Origin of the sequence: Streptomyces sp. NPDC004610, from assembly GCF_040609715.1 — a bacterium.
Lineage (GTDB): Bacteria > Actinomycetota > Actinomycetes > Streptomycetales > Streptomycetaceae > Streptomyces.
The window spans coordinates 1-21,904 of record NZ_JBEXLA010000071.1 but is presented as its reverse complement, the minus strand read 5'-3'; the positions used below and the strand labels follow the sequence as shown (position 1 = coordinate 21,904).

13 protein-coding genes are annotated in these 21,904 nt (G+C 71.9%); 9 read left to right on the top strand and 4 right to left on the bottom strand.

The annotated features are described in order from the left end of the window. Positions 1-259: 259 nt before the first annotated feature. The 3 genes from ABZX40_RS40625 to eccD all read right to left on the bottom strand — a co-directional run bounded on the left by ABZX40_RS40625 (position 260) and on the right by eccD (position 4,339). On the bottom strand, positions 260-925 hold the full coding sequence (locus tag ABZX40_RS40625; protein WP_355750816.1) for a response regulator transcription factor: 666 nt from the start codon (positions 923-925) through the stop codon (positions 260-262). A gap of 364 nt (positions 926-1,289) precedes the next feature. Then, a complete protein-coding gene (eccB, locus tag ABZX40_RS40620; RefSeq protein WP_355750813.1) occupies positions 1,290-2,882 on the bottom strand; it encodes a type VII secretion protein EccB in 1,593 nt (530 codons plus the stop codon). Positions 2,883-2,926: 44 nt separating this feature from the next. Then, positions 2,927-4,339, bottom strand: coding sequence for a type VII secretion integral membrane protein EccD (eccD, locus tag ABZX40_RS40615; protein ID WP_355750810.1), 1,413 nt, complete (start codon positions 4,337-4,339; stop codon positions 2,927-2,929). 506 nt (positions 4,340-4,845) lie between these two features. Between eccD and eccCa the strand changes: the two genes are divergently transcribed. Further along, positions 4,846-8,889 (top strand): type VII secretion protein EccCa, encoded by a 4,044-nt coding sequence (eccCa, locus tag ABZX40_RS40610; RefSeq protein WP_355750819.1) that lies wholly within the window; start codon positions 4,846-4,848, stop codon positions 8,887-8,889. A gap of 14 nt (positions 8,890-8,903) precedes the next feature. Here the strand turns inward: eccCa and ABZX40_RS40605 are convergent, their stop codons facing one another. Continuing rightward, positions 8,904-10,193 (bottom strand): S8 family serine peptidase, encoded by a 1,290-nt coding sequence (locus tag ABZX40_RS40605; protein ID WP_355750808.1) that lies wholly within the window; start codon positions 10,191-10,193, stop codon positions 8,904-8,906. Positions 10,194-10,363: 170 nt separating this feature from the next. On the opposite strand from ABZX40_RS40605, the gene ABZX40_RS40600 reads away from it, so the two are divergent. From ABZX40_RS40600 to ABZX40_RS40565, 8 genes are all read left to right on the top strand, one after another. After that, positions 10,364-13,639 (top strand): hypothetical protein, encoded by a 3,276-nt coding sequence (locus ABZX40_RS40600; protein ID WP_355750805.1) that lies wholly within the window; start codon positions 10,364-10,366, stop codon positions 13,637-13,639. 390 nt (positions 13,640-14,029) lie between these two features. Further along, positions 14,030-15,733 (top strand): hypothetical protein, encoded by a 1,704-nt coding sequence (locus ABZX40_RS40595; RefSeq protein WP_355750803.1) that lies wholly within the window; start codon positions 14,030-14,032, stop codon positions 15,731-15,733. Between the two features lie 399 nt (positions 15,734-16,132). After that, the gene (locus ABZX40_RS40590; RefSeq protein ID WP_355750800.1) at positions 16,133-16,477 is read left to right on the top strand and encodes a hypothetical protein; all 345 of its coding nucleotides are present in this window, start codon (positions 16,133-16,135) and stop codon (positions 16,475-16,477) included. Between the two features lie 58 nt (positions 16,478-16,535). Next, on the top strand, positions 16,536-16,838 hold the full coding sequence (locus tag ABZX40_RS40585; RefSeq protein WP_355750797.1) for a WXG100 family type VII secretion target: 303 nt from the start codon (positions 16,536-16,538) through the stop codon (positions 16,836-16,838). 157 nt (positions 16,839-16,995) lie between these two features. After that, complete coding sequence (locus ABZX40_RS40580) at positions 16,996-17,436, top strand: type VII secretion system-associated protein (RefSeq protein ID WP_355750795.1); 441 nt, start codon at positions 16,996-16,998, stop codon at positions 17,434-17,436. Between the two features lie 58 nt (positions 17,437-17,494). Beyond that, a complete protein-coding gene (locus tag ABZX40_RS40575; RefSeq protein WP_355750792.1) occupies positions 17,495-21,049 on the top strand; it encodes an AAWKG family protein in 3,555 nt (1,184 codons plus the stop codon). 60 nt (positions 21,050-21,109) lie between these two features. Continuing rightward, positions 21,110-21,544: a YbaB/EbfC family nucleoid-associated protein gene (locus tag ABZX40_RS40570; protein WP_355750789.1), complete on the top strand. Its 435-nt coding sequence runs from the start codon at positions 21,110-21,112 to the stop codon at positions 21,542-21,544. Further along, the gene (locus ABZX40_RS40565; protein WP_355750786.1) at positions 21,537-21,899 is read left to right on the top strand and encodes a hypothetical protein; all 363 of its coding nucleotides are present in this window, start codon (positions 21,537-21,539) and stop codon (positions 21,897-21,899) included. Before ABZX40_RS40570 ends, ABZX40_RS40565 begins: the two co-directional genes overlap by 8 nt. Positions 21,900-21,904 lie beyond the last annotated feature (5 nt).

Genomic DNA, 21,904 nt, shown 5'->3' with positions numbered 1-21,904 from the left:
AACGTTCTTCCCGGCTCCTCCGCGTCGCGTCGTACGCGATCACCACAGCCGGACCTCCTGAATACCGGATCCTGCCTCCCAGGGTTACGTTTACGCAAGCCCCGTGACACATGAAATTAACCGGGATCGGGACTAGTTGGGATTTCTTTACCGACAGCCTCCGAACAGATTCCGGACAGCAAAAAGGGGCACACCGCCGGCCTGGGCCAACGGTGCGCTCCGCGAGTGTGAAGGTTCAGAAACGGTTTCTCTGTAGCGGTCAGAGAATTCCGGTCCGAACCGCCTGGGCGACAGCCTGTGTACGGTTCTTGCACTTCAGCTGCTTGACGCTGTCGTGGATGATGCCCTTGATGGTGCGCTCCGAATAGCTCATCCTCTCGGATATCTCCACCGTGTTCATTCCCTCGGACAGCATGCGCAGCACCTCGATCTCACGGGCCGAGAGCCCGCCCCGTCGAGTTAACCGCGCCAGCGTCTGCTGCCGCTGCTGGTGGCCGAGCTCGGCGATGAGATGACCGACCAGTTCGTCCGGCATACGGCTGCGCCCAGAACTTGCCTCCATGGTGGCGTCGAGCAATTGCTCAAGGCTGGAACTGCTGCGGTAGAGAAAGCTGGTGAGTCCGTATTCGACAGCAAGGGTGAGCTGCCGTTCATTGACCCGATCCGCCATCACCACGACGGGGACGGGTGAACCGCCCGCCCGAGCCGCGTCCTGCTTCAGGATCCTGAGCCAGTCGTCGTCCAGGCTGTGCAGGAGCATGACCGAGACATCTGCCTCGGCGAGCCCCTGCTGAGGAACGATGGTCACCATGGCCCGGGTCTGTAGATAGGCGCTGGTGGCATGTTCCAGGATGGTGTCGCTGGCGCGCAGTACGACCGAGATCGGTGCGCCCAACGCGCCCGCAATGCCTTCCGCTTGAGTCATTGTCACTGTCACTTCGGTTCCCCACATAGAGCCGACATACGAAGCTCGGTTCTGTGCCTTGCACCCCTCCCCGCCACACTCGCCGACGTCCGAGCGGCGTCCGCGTGTCGATGCGTGACTAGGCACTCCTGCACCGTAGGCGACCGGTGAAGCGCTGAGCTTCCGTCAAATGACCGAGTGCGACTTAGCACGTTCTGACATTGCCTCAACCCTTTTGGGACACTTTCAAGCAACCAATCGCCACGATCGGTCCGTTGTTGGCAGTGACGCAGGTCACGCGGGTGGCGAGGGTCACGCGGGTCGTGCGGGTCGTGCAGTTCCTGCGGAGGGGGCCGGGCGGCTGTGGGCCTTCCGGGGGGCGCGGCTAGCGCAGCTCCACCGTCCCCTCACCCGGCCCCGGTGCCGGTCCCCCGGCGGGCGGCGCCGCCGGAGTCTGCGGCCGGCCGGTGGTCTCCGGCTCGGGCTCGCCCGACCCCGCGCAGCCCGGCGCGGTACTGGTCACCGGCTGTCCGGTGAGGGCGCTCTGCGGGGAGAGGTCGGGACCGGTCGGCAGCATCGCCAGCAGGGTGGACGGCAGTCCACGGGCCGTCGCCAGGTCGTAGCCGAGGGCCGCCGCCGCCTCCGGGGTCGGGATCAGGTACTTCATCCCGGTCTCGGTCACCAGATAGGTGGTGCCGCCGATCTGCCCGCCGCCCGCGCCCAGCGCCCGCACCAGGCTGCCGCCGTCCGGCTCCACCGCCACCGTGTCCACCGGCACACAGGCCGGCCGGGTCGGCGCCTTGGCGTCGGCGGGCAGTCCGCCCAGGTCGATCAGGGCCACCCCCACCGACATGCCCCCCGTGTCCCCGGATCCGGAGGGCTGCTCGTCGCCCCCGGCGCCCTCCCAGCGCACGCACGCCGCCTGACCGGTGCTCACCGGCAGCAGGGTCGGCGGGTTCTGCGGCAGGGACTTGCCGGCGTTCTCCACCGCCGAACCGGCACCGGTCAGCCGCCCGCTCAGGCTGTCGGCGGTGAGCGGCACGGCGACCGGGGCGGCCCCGTCGTAGGCCCGCTCGCGGACGCCGGGGCCGCTCAGGGACAGCGCCGCCTGGGTGGGCGTGAGCGGCACCAGACCGTCGCGCAGCAGCAGGTAGTAGCGCTCGGAGGAGCCCGGCGTCTGCACCACGAAGACCTGCCCGACGCGAGTCTCCCGGCCATCCAGGTCCGGACCGGCCTCCCCCTGCCCGGGGACGGGCGTCGGGGCGAGGTCGGGGCCCGCCGGGAGGCCGTCGAGGAAGGCGGCGGAGACCGGCATGGGGGCGCTGGCGCCGTAGCCGAGGGCCTCGGCGGTGTCGGTGCCGTCGGCGAGGCGGTAGCGGTTGCCGCGCCAGATGAGGTAGTGGGTGTCGTCGGGGCCGGTGACGAGAAGGGCGTCATCGGCGCCGAGCCCGGCGCCGGGGGTCTCGCCGTCCACGACGAGGGTGGTGGCGGCGGTGCGCTGGTTGCTGTCGGTGGTGCGGATGGTGGCGCACACCTCCCAGCGGCCGTTGTCCAGCTCGGACGCCTTGGGCAGGGTGTCGGGGGCGCCCTCGATGCCGACGGCACCGCCGCGCGGGGTGTTCGCGAGGGACTTGGCGGGGACCGTGCGGGTGCTCATGCCGGTGCCGACGATCAGCTTGGCGGAGGCGTAGTTGCGGACCGGGCGCAGGGAGCCGTCGTAGAGATAGCGGTTGCCGGTGCCGCTCTCCACGATCAGGGTCTTGCCGTTCTGCCAGGTGTTGTTGCCGCCCGGCGAGATGAAGCCGTACACCAGGAAGCCGATGGAGACGACGATGCCGATGCCCACGCCGATGGCTATGCCCATGTTGGTTCTGCGGTTGGGGCTCTCGGGGAAGTCCGGGTCGGTGCGCATCAGTCCGGTGGTCAGCCGGTTGACGACGAAGCGGTGGGCCTGGACCTGGTCGCGGCGGGTCTGCATGGGTTACGGGTCTCGCTCTCGGATCTCAGCTCTCGGCGGCGCTGTCAGCCCTTGACGCCGCGCAGGTCGGCGTACACGTCCAGCACCCACAGCACCATCGGCAGCAGGGCGATGGCCGCCGCGGACTGGAACAGGTCACCGGCCCGGCCCCAGTACGGCAGCAGCCGGCGGCCGGGCACCGTCCACAGGATGATCGCCACGACCACCCCGCCCAGCAGCATCCCCACGGCGGTGAACTGGCCGTCCCAGTCGCGCTGGAGGGCCGCGCACACGGTCAGCAGCACCGCGCCGACCGCCCCCGGCAGCACCAGGGCGAGCCGCTGCCAGGCGTTGCCGAGGTTGCGGCCGTGCAGCAGCAGCACGGCCGAGAGCAGGGCGCCGGTGAGCAGTTGCGGGGTGCTCAGGGCGGTGGCGAGCCCGGTCAGACAGGCCGAGCAGATCACCCCGACGGCCAGATACAGGCCGGTCATCCAGCGGTCGGTGGCCGCGGTGCGGGCGGTCAGCTCGTCACTGGGGTAGGGGTCGATGCCCTCCTGCAACTCGTCGGAGTTGGTGGGCAGGGGCGGCAGCCGGAAACCGGACAGGGAGAAGCTCATGGTGGGGACGAACGCGCCGAACAGCACCGCGACCACGGTCACCCCGGCCGCCGCCCCGTCCACGCCCTCGTCCAGGGTCAGCATCAGCACCCCGCCGAGCACCCCGGCGACCGCGACCACGATGCTCGCCACGAACGCCACCGGCCAGCTGGTCACCACCGTCATCGCCAGCGCGGTGACGATGCCCCACAGCGCCGCCCCGGCCAGCCAGCGGGCGCCGGTCAGCCCGCCGTCCCCGACGCCGGTCGCGTCGCCCACCACCAGGGTCCCGGCGAGGGCCGCGAAGGGTCCGGCGGCCAGGCCCAGCAGGATCGCGCCGGGCATGTCCTCCAGCACCCGGGCCGCCGCGCCCGCCCCGGCCAGCAGCATCAGGGTGGCCCCGCCGCAGACCACGGCCCGGTCGGTGCCCGCCCCGTCGGTGAGGGCCAGCAGCGTCAGGACGGCGGCCAGCACCACCAGCAGCACCGAGCGCAGGGCCCAGCGGCTGACCTCGGGCGACCAGGAGTTGGGCAGATCGCGGATCGTGCTGGACACGCCGTCGACGAGGTTGTCGAACCGGACCGGCGGCAGTGTCTCGGCGACCGGCCGCAGCAGCAGCATGTCCCCGTCGTGCAGTTCGAGGGACTGGGCGGTGCCCTCGGGGTCCAGCGGGTCCCCGCCGACGCGCTGGAGTGCCCAGCCGCCGTGCTCCAGTCCCGACTCGTACAGATCGTCCCCGGCGTAGCCGACGATCACCGGCAGCAGATCGGCCACCGGGATGTCCGCCGGGACCGCCAGGTCCAGGAGTTTCTCCGGTGCCCGCACGGTCAGCCGGCACAGACCGGACGTGCCGGGCAGGGCCGCCACCTGGCTCTCGCTCATCAGGGGTGCCACCCTCCGAACAGTAGATTTGGTGCATGCGGTGCCACCCGTGGCGACGCGGCGCAGGGGACGCGGGGCGAGCGGGATGCGGTCCCGGACATGCCCGACGGATGACAGTGGGGCGGCAACCCTTGACTGAGGGGCGGTCCCAGGTGCACATACTGGGGTCCGACCGCTTCACTTGGGAAGCGCGGCGTCCCGCGGCGCGGCCAACGGTGACCGCTCGGGCGGTCTTGTTCGCCCGAGTTGACATGACATTACGGCAGACCGCGGGTGCTCCCGGGGGCCCGATGCCCCGGATTCCTGCACAGACGGGTGCGGTAAGTCTGCCCCAAGGGGCAGGGGGCTTCGCGGGGGGCATCGGCGGCCGGAACATGTGTGTCAGACATGGTGGTGCGGCCCGCTTCCGCCGCGCCCGCGCGCAGCTGACACCTGGCTCCCGCCGCCCCCTCGACGGGCGGTCCGTCAGATTCAGTCCGATCAGCCAGAGGTGACGTTCCTTGAGTGTGGTCTTCTTCCGCCGGCCCACCCGCCGCACGGGCCCCGAGATGCCCTCGGGCGACCTCGCCCTCCAGGAGCCGCCGGTCATCACCGAGCCGACGCCGAACAACGGCGGCATGATGACCTATCTGCCGATGGCGATGATGACCGGCGCCATGGTGCTGCTCTATATGCGCCCCGGCTCCACCTCCAGCCCGATCACCTATGTCATCGTCGGTGTGATGGCGCTGGCCATGGGCACCATGCTGATCGGCCAGCTGATGCGGACCGCCGCCGAGCGCAAGAACACCCTCAAGGGCTCCCGCCGGGACTATCTGCGCTATCTGTCGGGCGTACGGCGCCGGGTGCGGCGGGCGGTGGCCGAGCAGCAGCGGGCGCTGGCCTGGCGGCATCCGGAGCCGGAGGCGCTGTGGTCGTTCGCGCGCAGCACCCGGCTGTGGGAACGGCGTACCGGCGACGACGACTTCGCGGAGGTGCGGCTCGCGGTCGGGGACCAGCGCCTCGGGCTGAAGCTGACGACCACCGCGAACACCCCGGTGGACGACCTGGACCCGCTGACCGCGCACGCCCTGCGCGCCTTCATCAACGCCTACTCCACGGTGCCGGACCAGCCGATCGCGGTGTTCCTGCGGACCTGGGCGCGGGTGCTGATGCGCGGGGAGCGCGAGCAGGTGGCGGGCACCGCGCGGGCGGTGCTGGCGCAGCTCGCGGTGGCGCACGCCCCGCAGGATCTGATGATCGCGTTCTGTGTGTCGCCGGACCGGCGCGAGGAGTGGGACTGGGCGAAGTGGCTGCCGCACAGCCTGCATCCGCACGAGACCGACGGGGCGGGCCCGTCCCGGCTGATCGCGGGCAACGCGGGTGAGCTGGAGGAACTGCTCGGCGACGGCTTCAGTGAGCGTCCGCCGTTCGATGTGACGGCGGAGATCACCAAGGACGAGCCGTTCACGGTGGTGGTGCTGGACGGCGGGCAGCTGCCCGGCGGGCACCGCTTCGACCGGCAGGGCTTTCGCAACTGTGTGGTGATCGATCTGTCCGACACCCTGAGCTGGCGGCCCGGCCGGACCGTGCTCCGGCTCGAACTGGGCGAGGGCACGGTGGCGCTGGTGCGGACCGACCGCAACCGCAAGGAGGCCACCACCCCGCTGGGCCGCCCGGACACCCTGGGCCCGGCCGCGGCCCGCTCGGTGGCCGCGCGGCTCGCCTCCCAGCGGATCGGCGATGTGGGCGAGGCGACCCGGCCGCTGGAGTCGGACATCCAGCTGACCAGCCTGCTGGGCATCCCCGATCTGCACCGGCACGACCCCGCCGCCTACTGGCAGCGCCGGGCGGGCAGCGAGTCGGGGCGGCTGCGGGTGCCGATCGCGATCGGCGCCGACGGGCATCCGGTGGACCTGGACATCAAGGAGTCCGCGCAGGGCGGTATGGGCCCGCACGGCATGCTGATCGGCGCCACCGGCTCCGGCAAGTCGGAGCTGCTGCGCACCCTGGTGCTGGGGCTGGCCCTGGCGCACTCCTCGGAGACCCTGAACTTCGTCCTGGTCGACTTCAAGGGCGGCGCGACCTTCCTCGGTCTCGACGAACTCCCGCACACCTCCGCGGTGATCACCAACCTGGCCGGGGAGGCCGCGCTGGTGGGCCGCATGCAGGACGCCCTCCAGGGCGAGATGATCCGCCGCCAGGAGCTGCTGCGGGCGGCCGGCAACTACAGCTCGGTGCTGGAGTACGAGCGGGCGCGGGCCGCCGGGACCCCGCTGGCGCCGCTGCCCAGCCTGTTCGTGGTGGTGGACGAGTTCAGTGAACTTCTCGCCGCGCACCGGGAGTTCATGGATCTGTTCGTGATGATCGGGCGTCTCGGCCGGTCTCTCGGGGTGCATCTGCTGCTGGCCTCGCAGCGCCTGGACGAGGGCCGGATGCACCAGCTGGAGAGCCATCTGTCGTACCGGATCGGGCTGCGGACGTTCTCCGCGATGGAGTCGCGGGGTGTGCTCGGGGTGCCGGACGCCTATGAGCTGCCGTCGGCGCCGGGCAACGGGTTCCTCAAGAGCGGTGTCGAGCCGCTGACCCGGTTCCGGGCCGCGTATGTCTCGGGCACCTACCGGCAGCGGTCGGCGGCGGCGGTGCAGGCGCAGATCCAGAGCCAGGTGGTGCTGTGGACCGCCGAGTATGTGACCGCCCGGCAGGCGCCGGTGCCCGCGCCGACGCCCGAGCCCGAGCCGGATCCGGGGGTGAGCGAGCCGGAGGGCGGGGCGAACTCCCTGCTGGCCATCGCCATCGGCACCATGCGGGACGCGGGGCCCCCCGCCCACCAGGTGTGGCTGCCGCCGCTGGGCCAGCCGCCGACGCTGGACCAGTTGCTGCCGCCGCTCTCCCCCGATCCGGTGCTGGGGCTGACCACCGCCGACTGGCCGCAGCGCGGCAAGCTGACCGTGCCGGTCGGCATCATCGACAAGCCCTACGAGCAGCGGCGCGATCTGCTCACCGTGGATCTGTCGTCGGCGGGCGGGCATCTGGCGATCTGCGGCGGTCCGCAGAGCGGCAAGTCGACCCTGCTGCGGACCGTGATGGCCGGTCTCGCGCTCACCCACACCCCCTCCGAGGTGCAGTTCTACTGCCTGGACTTCGGCGGTGGCGCGCTGGCGTCGCTGTCCGGGCTGCCGCATGTCGGCGGGGTCGCGGCCCGGCTGGACACCGAGCGGATCGGCCGGACCCTCAACGAGGTCACCTCGCTGCTGGCCCGCCGGGAGCGGCTGTTCCTGGAGCACGGCATCGACTCCATGCCGACCCTGCGGCGGCGGCGCGTGGCCGGGGAGTTCCCCGACGAGCCGCACGGTGATGTGTTCCTGGTGATCGACGGCTGGTCGACGGTCCGCAACGACTTCCAGGACCATGTGCCGACCATCAACCAGATCGCCACCAGCGGACTCAACTACGGCATCCATCTGATGACCACCACGACCCGCTGGGTGGAGCTGACCGCCCAGGTCCGCGACCAGTCGGCGACCCGGCTGGAGCTGCGGATGGGTGAGGCGCTGGACTCGCTGGCCGACATGCGCCGCGCCAAGGAGGTCCCGAGGATCCCCGGCCGCGGTCTGACCATCGACAGCAAGCTGCACTTCCTGGCCGCGCTGCCCCGGATCGACGGCACCGAGGACAGCGAGGACCTCGCCGACGGGATCGGCGATCTGGTGTCGGCGGTCGCCGAGAGCTGGGCGGGGCCGGTCGCGCCGCCGGTGCGGATGCTGCCGACCCACTTCAGCGCGGCGGACCTGCCGGCCTTCGTCCCCTCGCCGCCGAGCGAGCGGGCGCCGACGGCCGCCGAGACGGTGCGGCGGTTCCGGATGCCGATCGGTCTGGAGGAGAGCGAACTGGGCACCGCCTGGCACGACTTCTCCGAGGTGCCGCACCTGGTCACCTTCGGCGACACCGAGAGCGGCAAGACCAATCTGCTGCGGGTGATCACCCGGAGCATCACCGAGCGGTTCACCCCGGCCGAGGCCCGGATCCTGGTCGTCGACTTCCGCCGCACCCTGGTCGAGACGGTCCCCGAGGAGTACCGGCTCGGACACGCGGTCTCCCTGGACCAGCTCGCCGAACTGGTGGACGGCGCGGCCCGCGCGCTGAAGACCCGCACCCCGGGCCAGGACATCTCACCGTCCCGGATGAAGCTCGCCGACTGGTGGCGCGGGCCGCGGCTGTTCGTGCTGGTCGACGACTACGACCTGATCGCCTCGCCGATGCGCAACCCCTTCGATCCGCTGCTGGAGCATCTGCCGCTGGGCTACGAGGTCGGTTTCCACATGGTTCTGGCCCGTGCCGCGGCCGGCGGGATGCGCGGGGTCAACGACCCCACGATCCGCCGGCTCATGGAGAACAACACCCCGGGCCTGCTGCTGTCCTGCCCGCCCTCCGAGGGCTATCTCTTCGGCAATGTGAAGCCGAAGCTGCTGCCGCCCGGCCGCGGCTTCTACATCACCCGCCGCAACACCGTCCAGATCCAGACGGCGGTCATGGAGCCGGAGTCCGAACCGACCCCGGAACTCCTGTGAGCGGGCGGCCCGGGTCAGACCCGGGCACGCCGGTGGCGGCGGGCCAGCACCACGGCTCCGACCAGGACGGCCGCCGCCGCCAGGGACCCCACCAGCACGGTGTAGGCCCGGCGGGCGGGCGCCGGGTCCTCGTACACCGGGTTGAGCCGGATGTCGGAGGCCCCCGCCCGCAGCGGCGGCGCGCTGGTGGGCAGGACGGCGGACAGCGCGCCATAGGGGTTGAGGCGGGGCACCTGGGCCGGGTAGCCGCCCGCGGTGAGCCGGTCGGCGACCTCCGCGGCGGTCAGCTCCGGCTCGTAGGACCGGACGAGGGCGGCGGCCCCGGCGGTGAACGCGGCGGCCACCGAGGCCCCGTTGGCCAGATAGTTGCCCTTGCCGCGCGGGCCGACGCCGGTGATGCCCTGGCCCGGCGCGGCGAGGTCGGCGCGCACCGGCTCGAACGCCCCGTCGGGCCGGGCGTCGTTGATGTCCAGGTCCACCACGGACAGCACCCCCGGCTGCGCGGCCGGCCAGAACGCCACCGGCCGGCGCTCCTCGGCCGGGGACTGGTCGGTGACCCCGTCGGGCGTCCCGGCCGCGACCACCAGCACATCCTCGTCGGCGGCGTGGTCGAGGGCCGACTTGAGGGCGTCGGAGGCGCTGGTGAAGGCCAGCGAGACGGAGATGACCTCCGCCCCGGCGTCCACCGCCGACCGGATGCCCTGGGCGACCCGCGCCGGGTCCGGCGCCCCGGTGGAGTCGATGGCCCGCACCGCGAGGATCCGGGCATCCGGCGCGACCCCGCTGAACCCGCTGCCCGCCGCCGGGCGCGCGGCGATCACCGAGGCGACGAACGTGCCGTGCCCCACGCAGTCCTCGGTGGCGCCGGTGCCCGCCCCGGTCACCCGCCCCCGCAGCGCCGCCACCCCGTCGGCCACCCCGGTGTCGATGACCGCCACGGTCACCCCGGCGCCCGTGCTGAGCTGGTGGGCCCGGGTCAGCTCCAGCTTCTGCTGCGCCCAGGGCACGGCGGTCACCGTCCGGTCCGATCCCTCGGTGCAGGGGTTCTGGGTGAGGTCGTAGTAGGGCGGCATCACCGGCAGCTTGGGCGCCGGCGCGGCACTGGCCCCGGCCGACGGCAGCGGTACGGGGGTCTCGGCGCGGGGCGCGGCGGCGGCGGGGCCGGCGGTGACGCCGGTGGCCGTGCCGCACAGCAGCGCCGTGGCCAGGGTGACGGCGGCGGCTCTGGGCCGGCCGCCGGGACGGACGCGCGGTCCCTCCGGCCGGGGGCGGGGCCGGATACCTGGTATGCCGCTGCTGCTCAAGGCGGGGCCGCCTTCCTGGGATGGGGGGTCCGCGGCGCGTTCGCCCACCGGACCGCCCGCAGTATATTGCGCGCATTCCAAACTTTTTCAACTTACCTAATTTTTCCCGCGCTTAACGTGCCATTTAACGCTTCTCTCACATTTCACGCTTCGGTGTCCCGGAGGTCCCGATGAGCCCGCACAGCCCCCGCCGAGGCACCACGTCCCGCCCCGGAAACGGCCGTTCCCGCCCCGCCCTCCGACTGACCGGCGCCAAGGGCGTCTACGCCGTGCACGGCTCCGGCCCGGTCCCCGAACCGCTGGCCGTCGCCGCGCAGGCCCTGGACGCGGTCACCGGCACCTGGTCCTTCCCGGCCACCGCGACCGTGCTGGTCGGCGCCGGGTTCGACGACCTCGACGCCCTGTACGACACGCTGGAACCGGCGCTCAAGGAGTGCCGGGAGGCGGGCACCACCCTGCTGCGGCTGGTGATGTCCGGCGGCGCGGGCGAGTCCGGCGACCGCCCGGCACCGGCCCGCGCGCTCAGCGAACGGTGGGGCGTGGACGTCCTCGCCCCCGCCGGGGTCGCGGTCGTCGTGCCCGGCGGCACCCTGTTCGCCCCCGAACTCCCCGACCGGGCGGGCGGCTGGTGGCAGCACTCCGCCACCCGGCGCCCCCGCCCCCTCGGCCCCCGCCACCCGGTGCCCGCCTGGCAGGGCGCGCTGGACCGGGTCCCGCTGGAGGGCGTCCCCGGCTGTGTCGTCGAGCACATCCCGGCCGGGCTGCTGATCCAGCCCGCCGGAGCACCCCCGGAGGGCGTCGACGCCATCCGCTACGCCCTCCCCGTGGACCCCGAGGGCCCGGTCCTGCTGGTGGACACCGCGGGCCGCGGCCAGGTGCCGCCCGACGCGGTCGCCGATGTCCTCGCCGTGCTGCCGGCCGCCGTGCGCGGCACCGTACGGCTGGTCTCCTCCGACGGCACCGATCTGCTCGCCCTCGCCCAGGAGGTCGCCGATCTCCTCGGCACGGAGGTGCAGGTCGCCAACGGGGTGACGGTGCTGCTGGAGGAGGGCCCCGCGGTGGCGTCCCGCCCGGCGCGCGGCTCCCGTTCGGACACGCCCTGGGGCGACCCCGCCCAGGGCGGCGGCACCCCCCGGACCGTGCTGCTCGACGCCGACGGCAACCCGTCCTGGCAGCCGTACGTCCGCACGCTCACCTGCCGTCCCGCGCACGGTGACGTGCCCGCCGCCCCCCGGATCGACAACTGGCGTGCCCCCATCGGCGGACTGCGCCCCGGCGCCGACCCCGGCACCCTGCTCCTGGACAAGAAGTGGCAGGTCACGGTGGTCCGGGCGGGTCTGTGGATCGGCGCGCACAAGGCCGTGCCGCCGCGTACGGCCGTCGAACGCCCGGTGCGGGCCGATGTGATGGCCGTCGACATCGGGCTGCCGGGCCAGCCCCTGGACGACTCCCTGCTGGCCCCCCTGGAGAAGCTCTTCACCTCCCTCCAGGACGATGTCCGCGCCCACACCCTGATCCAGCTCCTCGGCGACCCCACCCCGGAGACCCTGCGGGCGCTGCGCCGGCTGGCGATCCGCCACGAGGTGGCACTGCGGTCGGGCGCGGGACGCCCGGAGCCGGTGCAGGCACGCGGACGGGCAGCGGCGGCGACGACGCCGAGGGTGGCGGCGACACCGGTGGTCACGGCGACGCCGACGCCGACGGTGGCACCCGCGCCTGTGGTGGCTCCGGCCGCTCCGGTGGCCCCGGCGGCGGTCTCCGCCACGGTCACGGCCGGGACGGGCACCAGTGCCCCGGCCGCAGCACCGGCACCCGCTCCCGTACGACCGTCGCCCGTGCCGCCACCGGCACCCGAACCCACCCCGGCACCCACCCCCACCCCCGCTCCGGCCCCCGAACCCGATCCCGCCCCCCTCGGCATCGCCTCCTTCGGGCAGCCGTCCGCACCCGCGCTCGACCCCTTCGACCCGGGCCTGCCGTTCGGCCCGCCCCAGCCCGCCGGGCCCGCCGGGCCCGAGGAGGAGCCCGCCCACCCCTTGCTGGGCCACGGCGACGAGGGCGACGACGAGGACGGGGAGAGCGCGGCCCCGCCGTACGAGGAGCCCGTCCCCGCCGCGCCCCTCGGCTCGACCGGGTCCGACCCGCTCCCCGGCGGACCGGGGCCCCGTCCGGCGACCGGCACCCCGGCCCGCGAGGAGCAACCGGCCACCGCCGGACGGACGGCGCAGGCGACCGCGCTCGGCACGGTCACCAACACCCAGCCCCCCGCCATGCCCCGGACGAACCGCACCGAGCCGACCTGGAAGTCCGAACTCCCCCGCACCACCGACCCCGAGCGGGCCCCCTGGCCGCCCCTCCCCCCGGCCCCGGACCCGGCATCCGGAACCGGCCCCGACTCCGGCCCCGACTTCGGCCCCGGCCCCGACTCCGCCGACGACTCCGACCTCGCCCTCCCCGCCACTCCCCTGGCGGGCCTGATGACCTCCCTCACCCCGGACGGCGAGGCACCACCGGCACCGGCACCGGATCCCGGCCTCGACCCGGCACCGGCCCCCGACCTCGACCTCGACCTCGACCCCGTACCCGACCTCGACCCCGAGCCGGAGGCCACCGCCCCCGAGCCCGAGCCCACGACCCCGGACCTCCGTACCGTCACCTGGCTCCCGGTCCGCCCCTCCTACCGCCCCGCCGGGAACGAGCGGGAGGGTGTGCGGGCGGGGCTGGGGGAGCGCTGGGACAACCACGCCGGTGCGGTGACCCGGGCGCTGACCCGGCTGCCCGCGCTGCGCAACACCGCGGACCCGCAGGAGGCGGCGGCCGAGCTGACGGTCCTGCACGCCTATCTGGCCGAGGAGTCCAACGTCCGGCGGGTCCTGCTGGAGTCGCTGGCGGCGGGCGGGGGCGAGCTGCTGCCGCTGCTGGGCTGTGTGGCGTCGGGCCTGCGCAGGCTGCCCTCGTACCGGGGGGCCGCCGTGCGGTCGGCGGGCGGGGCGCTCGGCGAGGCGGCCGAACTGCTGCTGCCGGGCGAGGAGCTGGGCGAGGCGGGGCCGATCGGCGCGGTGGGCTTCGACAAGGCGTACCCGGCCGTGCCCGCCGATCACTATCTGATCTGGTCCATGACCGGCCGCAAGGCCGCCGCCGCGCTGGTCGAACCGGACCCGGCGGCCGGTGCGGAGGGCGACACGGCGGCCGAGGTGCTGTTCGCGCCCGGCACCCGGCTGCGGGTGCTCCAGGTGGCCCGGCGCGGCGCCGCGCAGGTGGTGCTGTTGCGCGAACTCCCCGAGGCGGCCCCGCCCGCGGCGCCCGGACGGCTCGACGACACCGACAACTCCGTACTCAAGCGGCTGCTCGGGCTGCTGGAGCTGGCGGCGGGGCCGGGGACGGGGGCCGAGGAGTGGCCGGAGCGGCGGACGGGGGCGCTGGGAGTGCTGGCCCTGGACGCGTGAAAGCGGCGGGCGGGCTTCCCCTATGGGCAGAGGTGTCCGTTCAAGAGGCACATCCGGGCGGTCGCCGTAGGCAACGGCCTTGCGTCGCGCGAGAGTGGAGCCCATCGGGAAGCCGGTCTCGGAGAGGAACCGGCTTCCCGAGCCGACGCCCCGCGATGTCCGGGCGCGTCCGCGGTGTTGTCTTGGCCCACCGCCTCTCCAGCGAGCACATCGAGCACATCGAGAAACAACACACAGACAGCTTCGCCGGGGCCGGTTCAGGCCCCGGTCGAGGTGAGGACGGCCGTCGCTTCGTGGGGGAGGCGGCGGTCGTCCTGTTTCCATTTGGCCCGCACCGGCCCGCACGTTCCTCACCGGTGCGCGAGCGAGTAAGACGATCAAGGAGCCAAGATGGCCATAGATACTCCGGTGGGTGGTTCCGCACCGCCCACCGTGGGGGCGGCCCCGTCGATCCGACGGGCAATCGCGCTGCCCCTGAACGAGGACGATTCCGGCGCGGCGGCGGCCTCGGCGCTGCTCTCGGCCGGCCAGGCCGCGCGCAGCGCCACGGCGGCGGCCGGTGAAGGGGAGACCGCGGCCCCCGGCCGGACGGTCCGGTCCGGCCGGACGGCCACGGCGGCCGTCCCCGCGACCTTCGCGCCCTCCGCCAGCACCACCGCCACCACCGCCGCCTCCAGCACGGCCGCCGCCCCGTCCGGCCGGCTGTTCCGGGGGCGTTCGCGCCGTCAGCAGACCGCCGCGGCGGCGGGCGGTCCGGGCGGGCCCGGCCTGACCGTGGTGCCGGCGACCGCCGAGGGCGAGGGTCCCGAGGGACGGCTCGCCGCGGCGGTGGCCGAGGGGGCGGTGCAGAACCGTCCCGGCCGCACCCAGGCCGGGCACGGCTCACGGCGGGGCAAGTGGCCGCTGATGGCCGCCGCGTTCGCGGGCGCCATGCTGGTCTCGGTGCCGCTGCTGAACAACAACCCCGGCAACAAGACGGTCACCGGTCTCGACGATCTGAGCAGCACCGCCGACGCCTACGCCAGCGACATGCCGACGCATGAGCCGCAGGACGGCGCGTCGAACCCGCTGGTGCCGGAGCCGGTGACCGAGCCGAACCCGGACTCGGGGACGCCGCCGCTGCTGACCAGCGTCGGTCCGAGCCTGTCCGGTCCGTCGGGGGACACGACCCTGGACGACAACCTCCAGTCGGTGCCGAGCACCTCGGACGGCCCGCCGTCCGAGGCCGACGGCCCGGCACCGGTCAAGGGCGACACCCCGGGCAACGGTGTGTTCGGCCCGCCGTCCGCGCTGGGCGTCCCCCCGGGGGAGAAGACCGACCAGGGCAAGAACGGCGACACCGACCTGTCCGGTACGCCGGTGGCGGAGGCCCCGGCGGGGGCGCTCCGCGACAACGTCCTGATCCCGCGTACCCCGGCCCGTCCGCTGGAGCCGAGGATCGACGCGCTCCCGGCGACCGGGGACGAGGTGAAGGACGAGCCGAAGAGCGAGTCCCGGACCCAGCCCCGGAGCCGGCTCAGCACGGACACCGAGGACGAGCCGAAGACGCCGGCCCCGGTCAAGGCCGAGACCCGCGCCGCGGCCGACAAGCCGGAGGCGAAGCCCGAGCCGAAGCCGGAGCCCAAGCCCGAGCCGAAGCCGGTCGCCAAGCCGGTCGCGAAGCCCGAGCCGAAGCCCGAGCCCAAGCCCGAGCCGAAGCCGGTCGCCAAGCCCGTGGCGAAGCCGGTCAAGGCGGAGACCAAGCCGGCCACGCCGGACTGGTCCACCCGGGTCGTCTCGTCCACCTACCGGCTCGACCCGGGCCAGTCGGTGGCGTCGAACCGGATGAAGATCACACTGCGCAGCAGTGGCAACCTTGTCATCACCGACGAGAACGGTGTGGTGCGCTGGTCCTCCGGCACGTCCGGCTCCGGCAACCGCGCGGTCTTCCAGGACGACGGTCACTTCGCCGTCTACAGCGCCGACGACAAGACCCTGTGGTCCTCCGGCACGGCGGGCAACCCCGGCGCCCGGCTGGTCATCCAGGCGGACGGCAATGTCACCATCCTGTCGGCGGGTGGCGGCGTCCTGTGGTCCGCGGGAACCCAACGCTGAGTGACAGGCTGAAAACAGCACCCCGGTGCGCCCCTGACTTGACCTGGTCAAATCACGGTGCGTGCCGGGGTGTTCACGTACTCCCGGGCCCACCCGCCCGCCACCGGCGGCGACCGGCGGTCCGCCTTCCCCTTGGTGCACGCGGGCTGCCCTTGTGGACCCAGGTGAACGTGGCCGATTGCGAGTCACCCGGACCGGGATCTAGCGTCGCCCTAGCACTCCCTCTTTACGCCGCAAGGCACATCGCACATCGCACATCACCTTCGCTCCAGGAGGTGCCGCTGGTCCTTCGAACGCGTCGCCGTTCGCGACGGAACGGTCATGGCGCGCGCCCCAGAGGCCGCCGGCCGCGAGGCATCCGGCATCACTCCTGGACCACTGTCCCGATTGGGAGACCGTATGAGCACGCCGTTGCAGGCATCGACAACTGAGATCTACCAGGGCGCAATCAGCCTGCTGGAGGGTGCCAAGGGCAACCTGACCAGCAGCCAGGGCCGGGTCCGGGACATGGCCTCCCAGCTGGGCGTCGACTACGGCGGCTCCGACGGCCGCATGTTCCAGCAGGTGCTGGAGAAGTGGCTGGGCGAGGTCGACCAGATCAAGTTCACCTGTGACCGGATGATCGAGCAGCTCAGCACCAGCATGACGACCTCCGGCAACGCCCAGGGCGACGCCGAGGGCCTGGTGCAGCTGTCGAACAGCCTGAGCGCCCGCGACGACGCCTACAACACCCTCACCACCTGACACCTGTACACCGTCCCGTACGCCGCCCAGCCGCCCTGACCGTCCCAAGGAGCCCTTCGTGCCCGAGATCTTCATCAATCACACCGGCGCCGGCAACGCCGTCGAGTCGATGACGCAGGAGAACCAGTACATCCAGCAGGTCCTCACCGAACTCCAGCAGTCTCTGAACGCCCGTATCGCGGAGTGGGCCGGTCAGGACCGCGAGGTGTACACCACGCAGGTGCAGCCCGCCTGGGAGCGCCAGGTCGCCAATCTGGCCCAGATCATCCAGCAGCACGGAAGCGTGCTGGACAACATCTCGTCGAACTACTACCGGACGGACCTCAGCAACGCCCAGGGCTTCGGCGACATCCGTATGTGAGCCGGTCCGTCCGCGTCCAGGGAGCGCGCACCCGGGGGCTCGCTCCGGGTGCGCGTCCCGTCGTCCGACACCGTTGTCCGGTGTCCCCAGCCCGCTTCCGGGATCAGTCCGCCGCTCCCTCCGTGCCGTACCCCCTCCGCCGTGAAGAAGGTCCAGCATGCCCAACCTGACACAGCTCAACTCCGCGAATCTCCAGGCGTTCATCGAGGGCGATCTGCTCCCGTTCCTGAAGCGGATCACCGAACTGCGCGCCCCCGGGCAGGACCCGCCCTCGCTGTTCGACGTGGCCAACAGGCCGCGCCCGCTGGTGCTGGGGCAGATGAACGACGACTCGGACACCGGCGGCGGCGGGGTGGTCAAGAACGCGATCACCGCGGCCGAGGCGATCGACAAGGTGCTGCTGAAGCACCAGGAGGCGTTCAAGGACCTGGACCTGGAGCTCCGGAATGTCATCAAGACGTTCCTCAAGACCCAGGACGACAATCTCACCAGCGTCGAGGGTCAGAAGTTCCTGACCGCGATCAACGACTACGTCGGGGAGATGGACGGCGGCAGCGGCGGCGGCAGCAACTCCACCTCCTCCTCGACGGGGGCATAGCCCCGCGCGGCGGGGTTGACCGGACAGATCTGGGAACCGGAGAGGCGGAGCGTCCTTCATGGCCGTGGACAACTGGGAACACATCATCAACCTGATGACAGGATTCACCCTGGGCGAGCGCGGCGAGATCATGGAGGCGAAGGGCGACGGCGGGGTCCCCTGGCTGACCAACATCAACATCCAGGAGCTGGGAAAGCCCGCCCGGGGTCAGGTTCTCGTCCAGCGGGTCAACGCGGACGGGATGGGCGCCACCTTCCAGTTCTTCAGCGGCACGGGCAGCGGCGTGCGCCTGTACCAGGCGGATGTGGGCTTCACCGACCAGACGGCCGGTCGGCAGTACTGGCAGCGCAGCTATGACGCGCTCGTCGGGCTGGCCCGGTCCCCCTACAGCACGGTCGGGGCGAGCAGCAACTACGGCGGATCGCCCAGTCAGGAAAATGGGGTGGACCTCCGCTCCTTCACCACGCTCGCCCTGTCCTTCGACAAGGCCGGCACCTTCTTCAACTCGCACGCCGAGATCCTCAAGCAGTGGACGGAGGCCCTGGGCGACGAGAACGCGTCCTGGAAGGGCACGGCCGCCGGTGTCTTCTGGGATCTGATCAATCTGCTGTACGAGAAGTACGAGCATTTCAAATCCGAACTGAGCCCGCCCGGTTTCTCCTCGACGGCCACGGCGGTGGCGACCAACCATTCCTCGCCGACGATCCACGGCAATTCGCTGATCGAGGCGGAGAACGCGCTGCACCGGGCGTACGTGAACATGTTCGACGACTTCGTGAAGTTCATGTACCGCAGCGCCACGCCCATCACGGTCTCCCACCCCGACGGCTCGCAGTCGGGACGGAACATCGACGGCGACCCACGCGCCGTACTGGTCGACATCATGAACGAGTTGATCGTCTGGATCAACAACTACAACACCTCCAAGACGGGGATGATCGAAGGCACCGCCGACGACGACGGTCAGCAGTACGGCGACTATGTGTCGGACGACAAATGGCTCACCTTGCCGGACTACCGGGACAGCACCGTCTGGGGAAATCTCAAGGACCAGAGCACCTGGTCGGCGATCTCCAACGAGGCGCGGTACCGGTGGCGGGTCAACATCGAGACGAATCTCGACACACCCGCCCGCGCCGAGGTCAAGACCTTGCAGGAGAACTGGTCGCGGGTCCTGAACCCGGGCTGGAACACGGCGTTCGCCTTCGATGACGCCTCCACGGTGTCCCTCACACAGGCTTTCCAGCAGGACCAGCTGGACAAGCAGGAGGAGGAGGCGGAGAACGCCGCCAACGAGGCGAACGAGAACATGGCGAACTTCGGCAAGGACTTCAACGACGCCATGTCCAACTTCGGAAAGGACCTGAACGACTTCGGGGACGGCCTCGGCGGCAGCCTCAGCGACTTCGGGAACGACTTCGGGAACATCTTCAGCAGCGCCGGTGGCGGTGGCACCGGCGGGCTGAACCTGGACGGCCTGGGCGGCACCGGCGGGCTGAACCTGGACGACCTGGGCGGCACCGGTGGCGGCCTGGGAGGCACGGACGGGCTGACCAATCCGACCGTCAGCGGCTTCGGCTCGGACAGTGTGCTCGGCAGCACGGACGGGCTGAGCCTGGACGGCCTGGGCGGCACCGGCGGGCTGACCAATCCCACGGTCAGCGGCTTCGGCTCGGACAGTGTGCTCGGCGACCCCAACACCCTGACCTCCGGCCTTCCCACCGGCATCGACGGCCTCGGCACGACCGGGATCGGCGACCCCAACAGCCTCCTCTCGGACCCCACGGGCTCGGGCGGCCTCAACCCGGACGGCACCCCCACTCTCGGCGAGGTCAGCTCGTTCGGCAGCGACTCGACCCTGGGCACCGTGCCCCCCATCGGACTGCCGTTCACCGGGACCGGTACGGGCGGCACGGGCGGCAGCCTCAGCACCTTCGGCAACGGCTCCCTCCCGACGGCGGACTCGTTCGGCGAGAACACCACGATCAACCCCGACGGCAGCATCACCACCGAGTATCCCGACGGCAGCTCGACCACGGTCAGCCCCAACGGTGAGATCACCACGACCAACCCGGACGGCACGATCACCACCTCCACCCTCGCCCCCGGCCAGTCGATCCTGAACCCCGACGGCTCCGTCACCAGCGTCGACGCCAACGGTGACATCACCACCCAGTTCCCCGACGGCACCTCGGTCACCCACAACGCCGACGGCAGTGTCAGCACCCTCAACTCGGACGGCAGCCTGACCACCGAGTTCCCGGACGGCAGCTCCACCACGGTCACCCCCGACGGGGAGACCACCACGGTCTCCCCCTCCGGTATCTCCACCTTCGGCAACCTCACCCCCGGTGAGTTCCTGACCAACCCCGACGGCTCCCTGACCAGCGTGGACAGCGACGGGAACATCACCACCGAGTACCCGGACGGCACCTCCGTCACCCACAACGCCGACGGCAGCATCACCAACACCGACGCCAACGGCAATGAGACGACCACCTTCTCCAACGGTGTGGTGGAGTCGACCACCCCGGACGGGCTGACCCAGCTGACCGCGCCCAGCGGCACCGTCTCCACCCAGAACGCCGACGGCAGCCTGACCATGGACTTCCCCGACGGCAGCTCCACCACGATCAGCCCGGACGGCACGGTCTCCACGATCAAGGCCGACGGTTCCGAGGTGACCAGCCAGCTCGGGGAGAACCAGAGCGTGGTCAACCCGGACGGCTCCCGTACCGCGCTCACCGACGACGGCGGCTTCACCACCACCTACCCCGACGGCAGCTCCATCACCGTCAACCCGGACGGCACGGTGACCTCGACCCCTCCGACGGGCGGCACCGGCTCCACGGGCGGCCTGACCGGCTTCGGCAACACGGGCAGCCTGGGCGGCCTCGGCAGTCTGGGCAGCCTCGGCGGCAGTGGCGGCACCGACATCCCCACCGTCAGCGGCTTCGGCAGCAGCGGACTGACCTCCGACCCGGGGGGCCTGACCTTCGACAACGGCGACGGCTCACTGTCGACCACCTTCCCGACCGGCACCACCTCCACCCTCGGCTCCGACGGCTTCACCACCACCCAGTTCCCGGACGGCAGCAGCACGATCACCAGCCCCGACGGACAGTTCCAGGCGGTGCCCAGCCAGGCCACCGCCGACGCCGGGACCCCGGCCGCCCAGCCGCTGGGCTCCGGCGGGACCGGCACCTCGCCGAGCGCCACCGGTGACGACTCCGGGATGAGCGCACTGGGCGGCCTGATGTCTCCCATGATGATGATGATGGGTATGGCCCGGATGGCCAGTCAGGGCCAGGGACAGGGCCAGGGACAGGGCGACCGCACCCGGGAGACCTACCAGGAGAACGACGCCGACGGCCCGTTCGTCGCCGCCGGCGGCTATCAACAGCGTCCAGCCGAGCGTCCGGCCCCCGAGGTCTTCGAGGAAGAGGACGAGGACCCGGTGGAGGTGCCCAGCCGCACCCCCACGACCGGACAGGGGGGCCAGCCCGGCGACGCGGCCGGCTGGCGCCCCGAGACCGAGGACTCCGGCTGGAACGAGGAAGAGGACGTCTGGGGCACCGGGGAGGAGGGCCTGCCCGCTTCGATCGGCCGCTGATCCGATCGCATCATCCTGGCATCCCTACCGCACCCAATCATTGGAGAGGGGCAGGACACCGTGAACGAAACACTCCGCCAACAACTCGACCAGGCCATGGCCGACTTCGACAAGCAGCGCAAATCCCTGGTCGAGGCCCGCAACGAGATCGCCTCCATCTCGGTGACCGTCCGCTCCAAGGACCGCGTCGTCGAGCTGACCCTCGGCTCCGACGGCAAGGTCGGCTCCCTGCGCTTCCTGGGCAACAAGCACCAGAGCATGTCCGGCAAGGAACTCGCCGCCAGCGTCATGGAGACCATGAACCGGGCTCACCAGGAGCTGTTCAGCCGGGTCTTCGCCCGGTTCGGTGAGCTGACCGAGGCCGGTATCGGCATCGCCACCGACGGCCCCGACGCCGTCGACCGCATGGAGGGCATGGGCCTGGAAGAACTCCTGGAGCCCCTGAAGGCCCCCGGCGGCCCCTTCAGTCCGGAGTGGGGTGAACGACGTGCCTAGCGCACCGGGAGGCTCCCCCACGGGCAATGGCAACACGTTCGCCGCCTCACCGGACGGCATGAAGAACGGCAGCGGCCAGACCGAGCAGCTGACCGACGCCATCAAGACCCTGTTGTCCGGCTACGACAAGTCGAAGGTGTACCCCGACAAGCCGTCCTTCGGCGACCCCGACGACGAGGTCGTCCAGGCGGTCATCAAGGTGTACAACCCCATCCGCGACGGTATCGAGGAGGGCCTCGACGGCACGGTGGGGGCGCTCCTGAAGTCGGCCGGCATGGTCAGAACCAGCGCGGGCAACTTCGAAACCGAGCAGGATCAGAACATCAGCGACATCAGCAAGTCGGGACGGCACTGACCCTG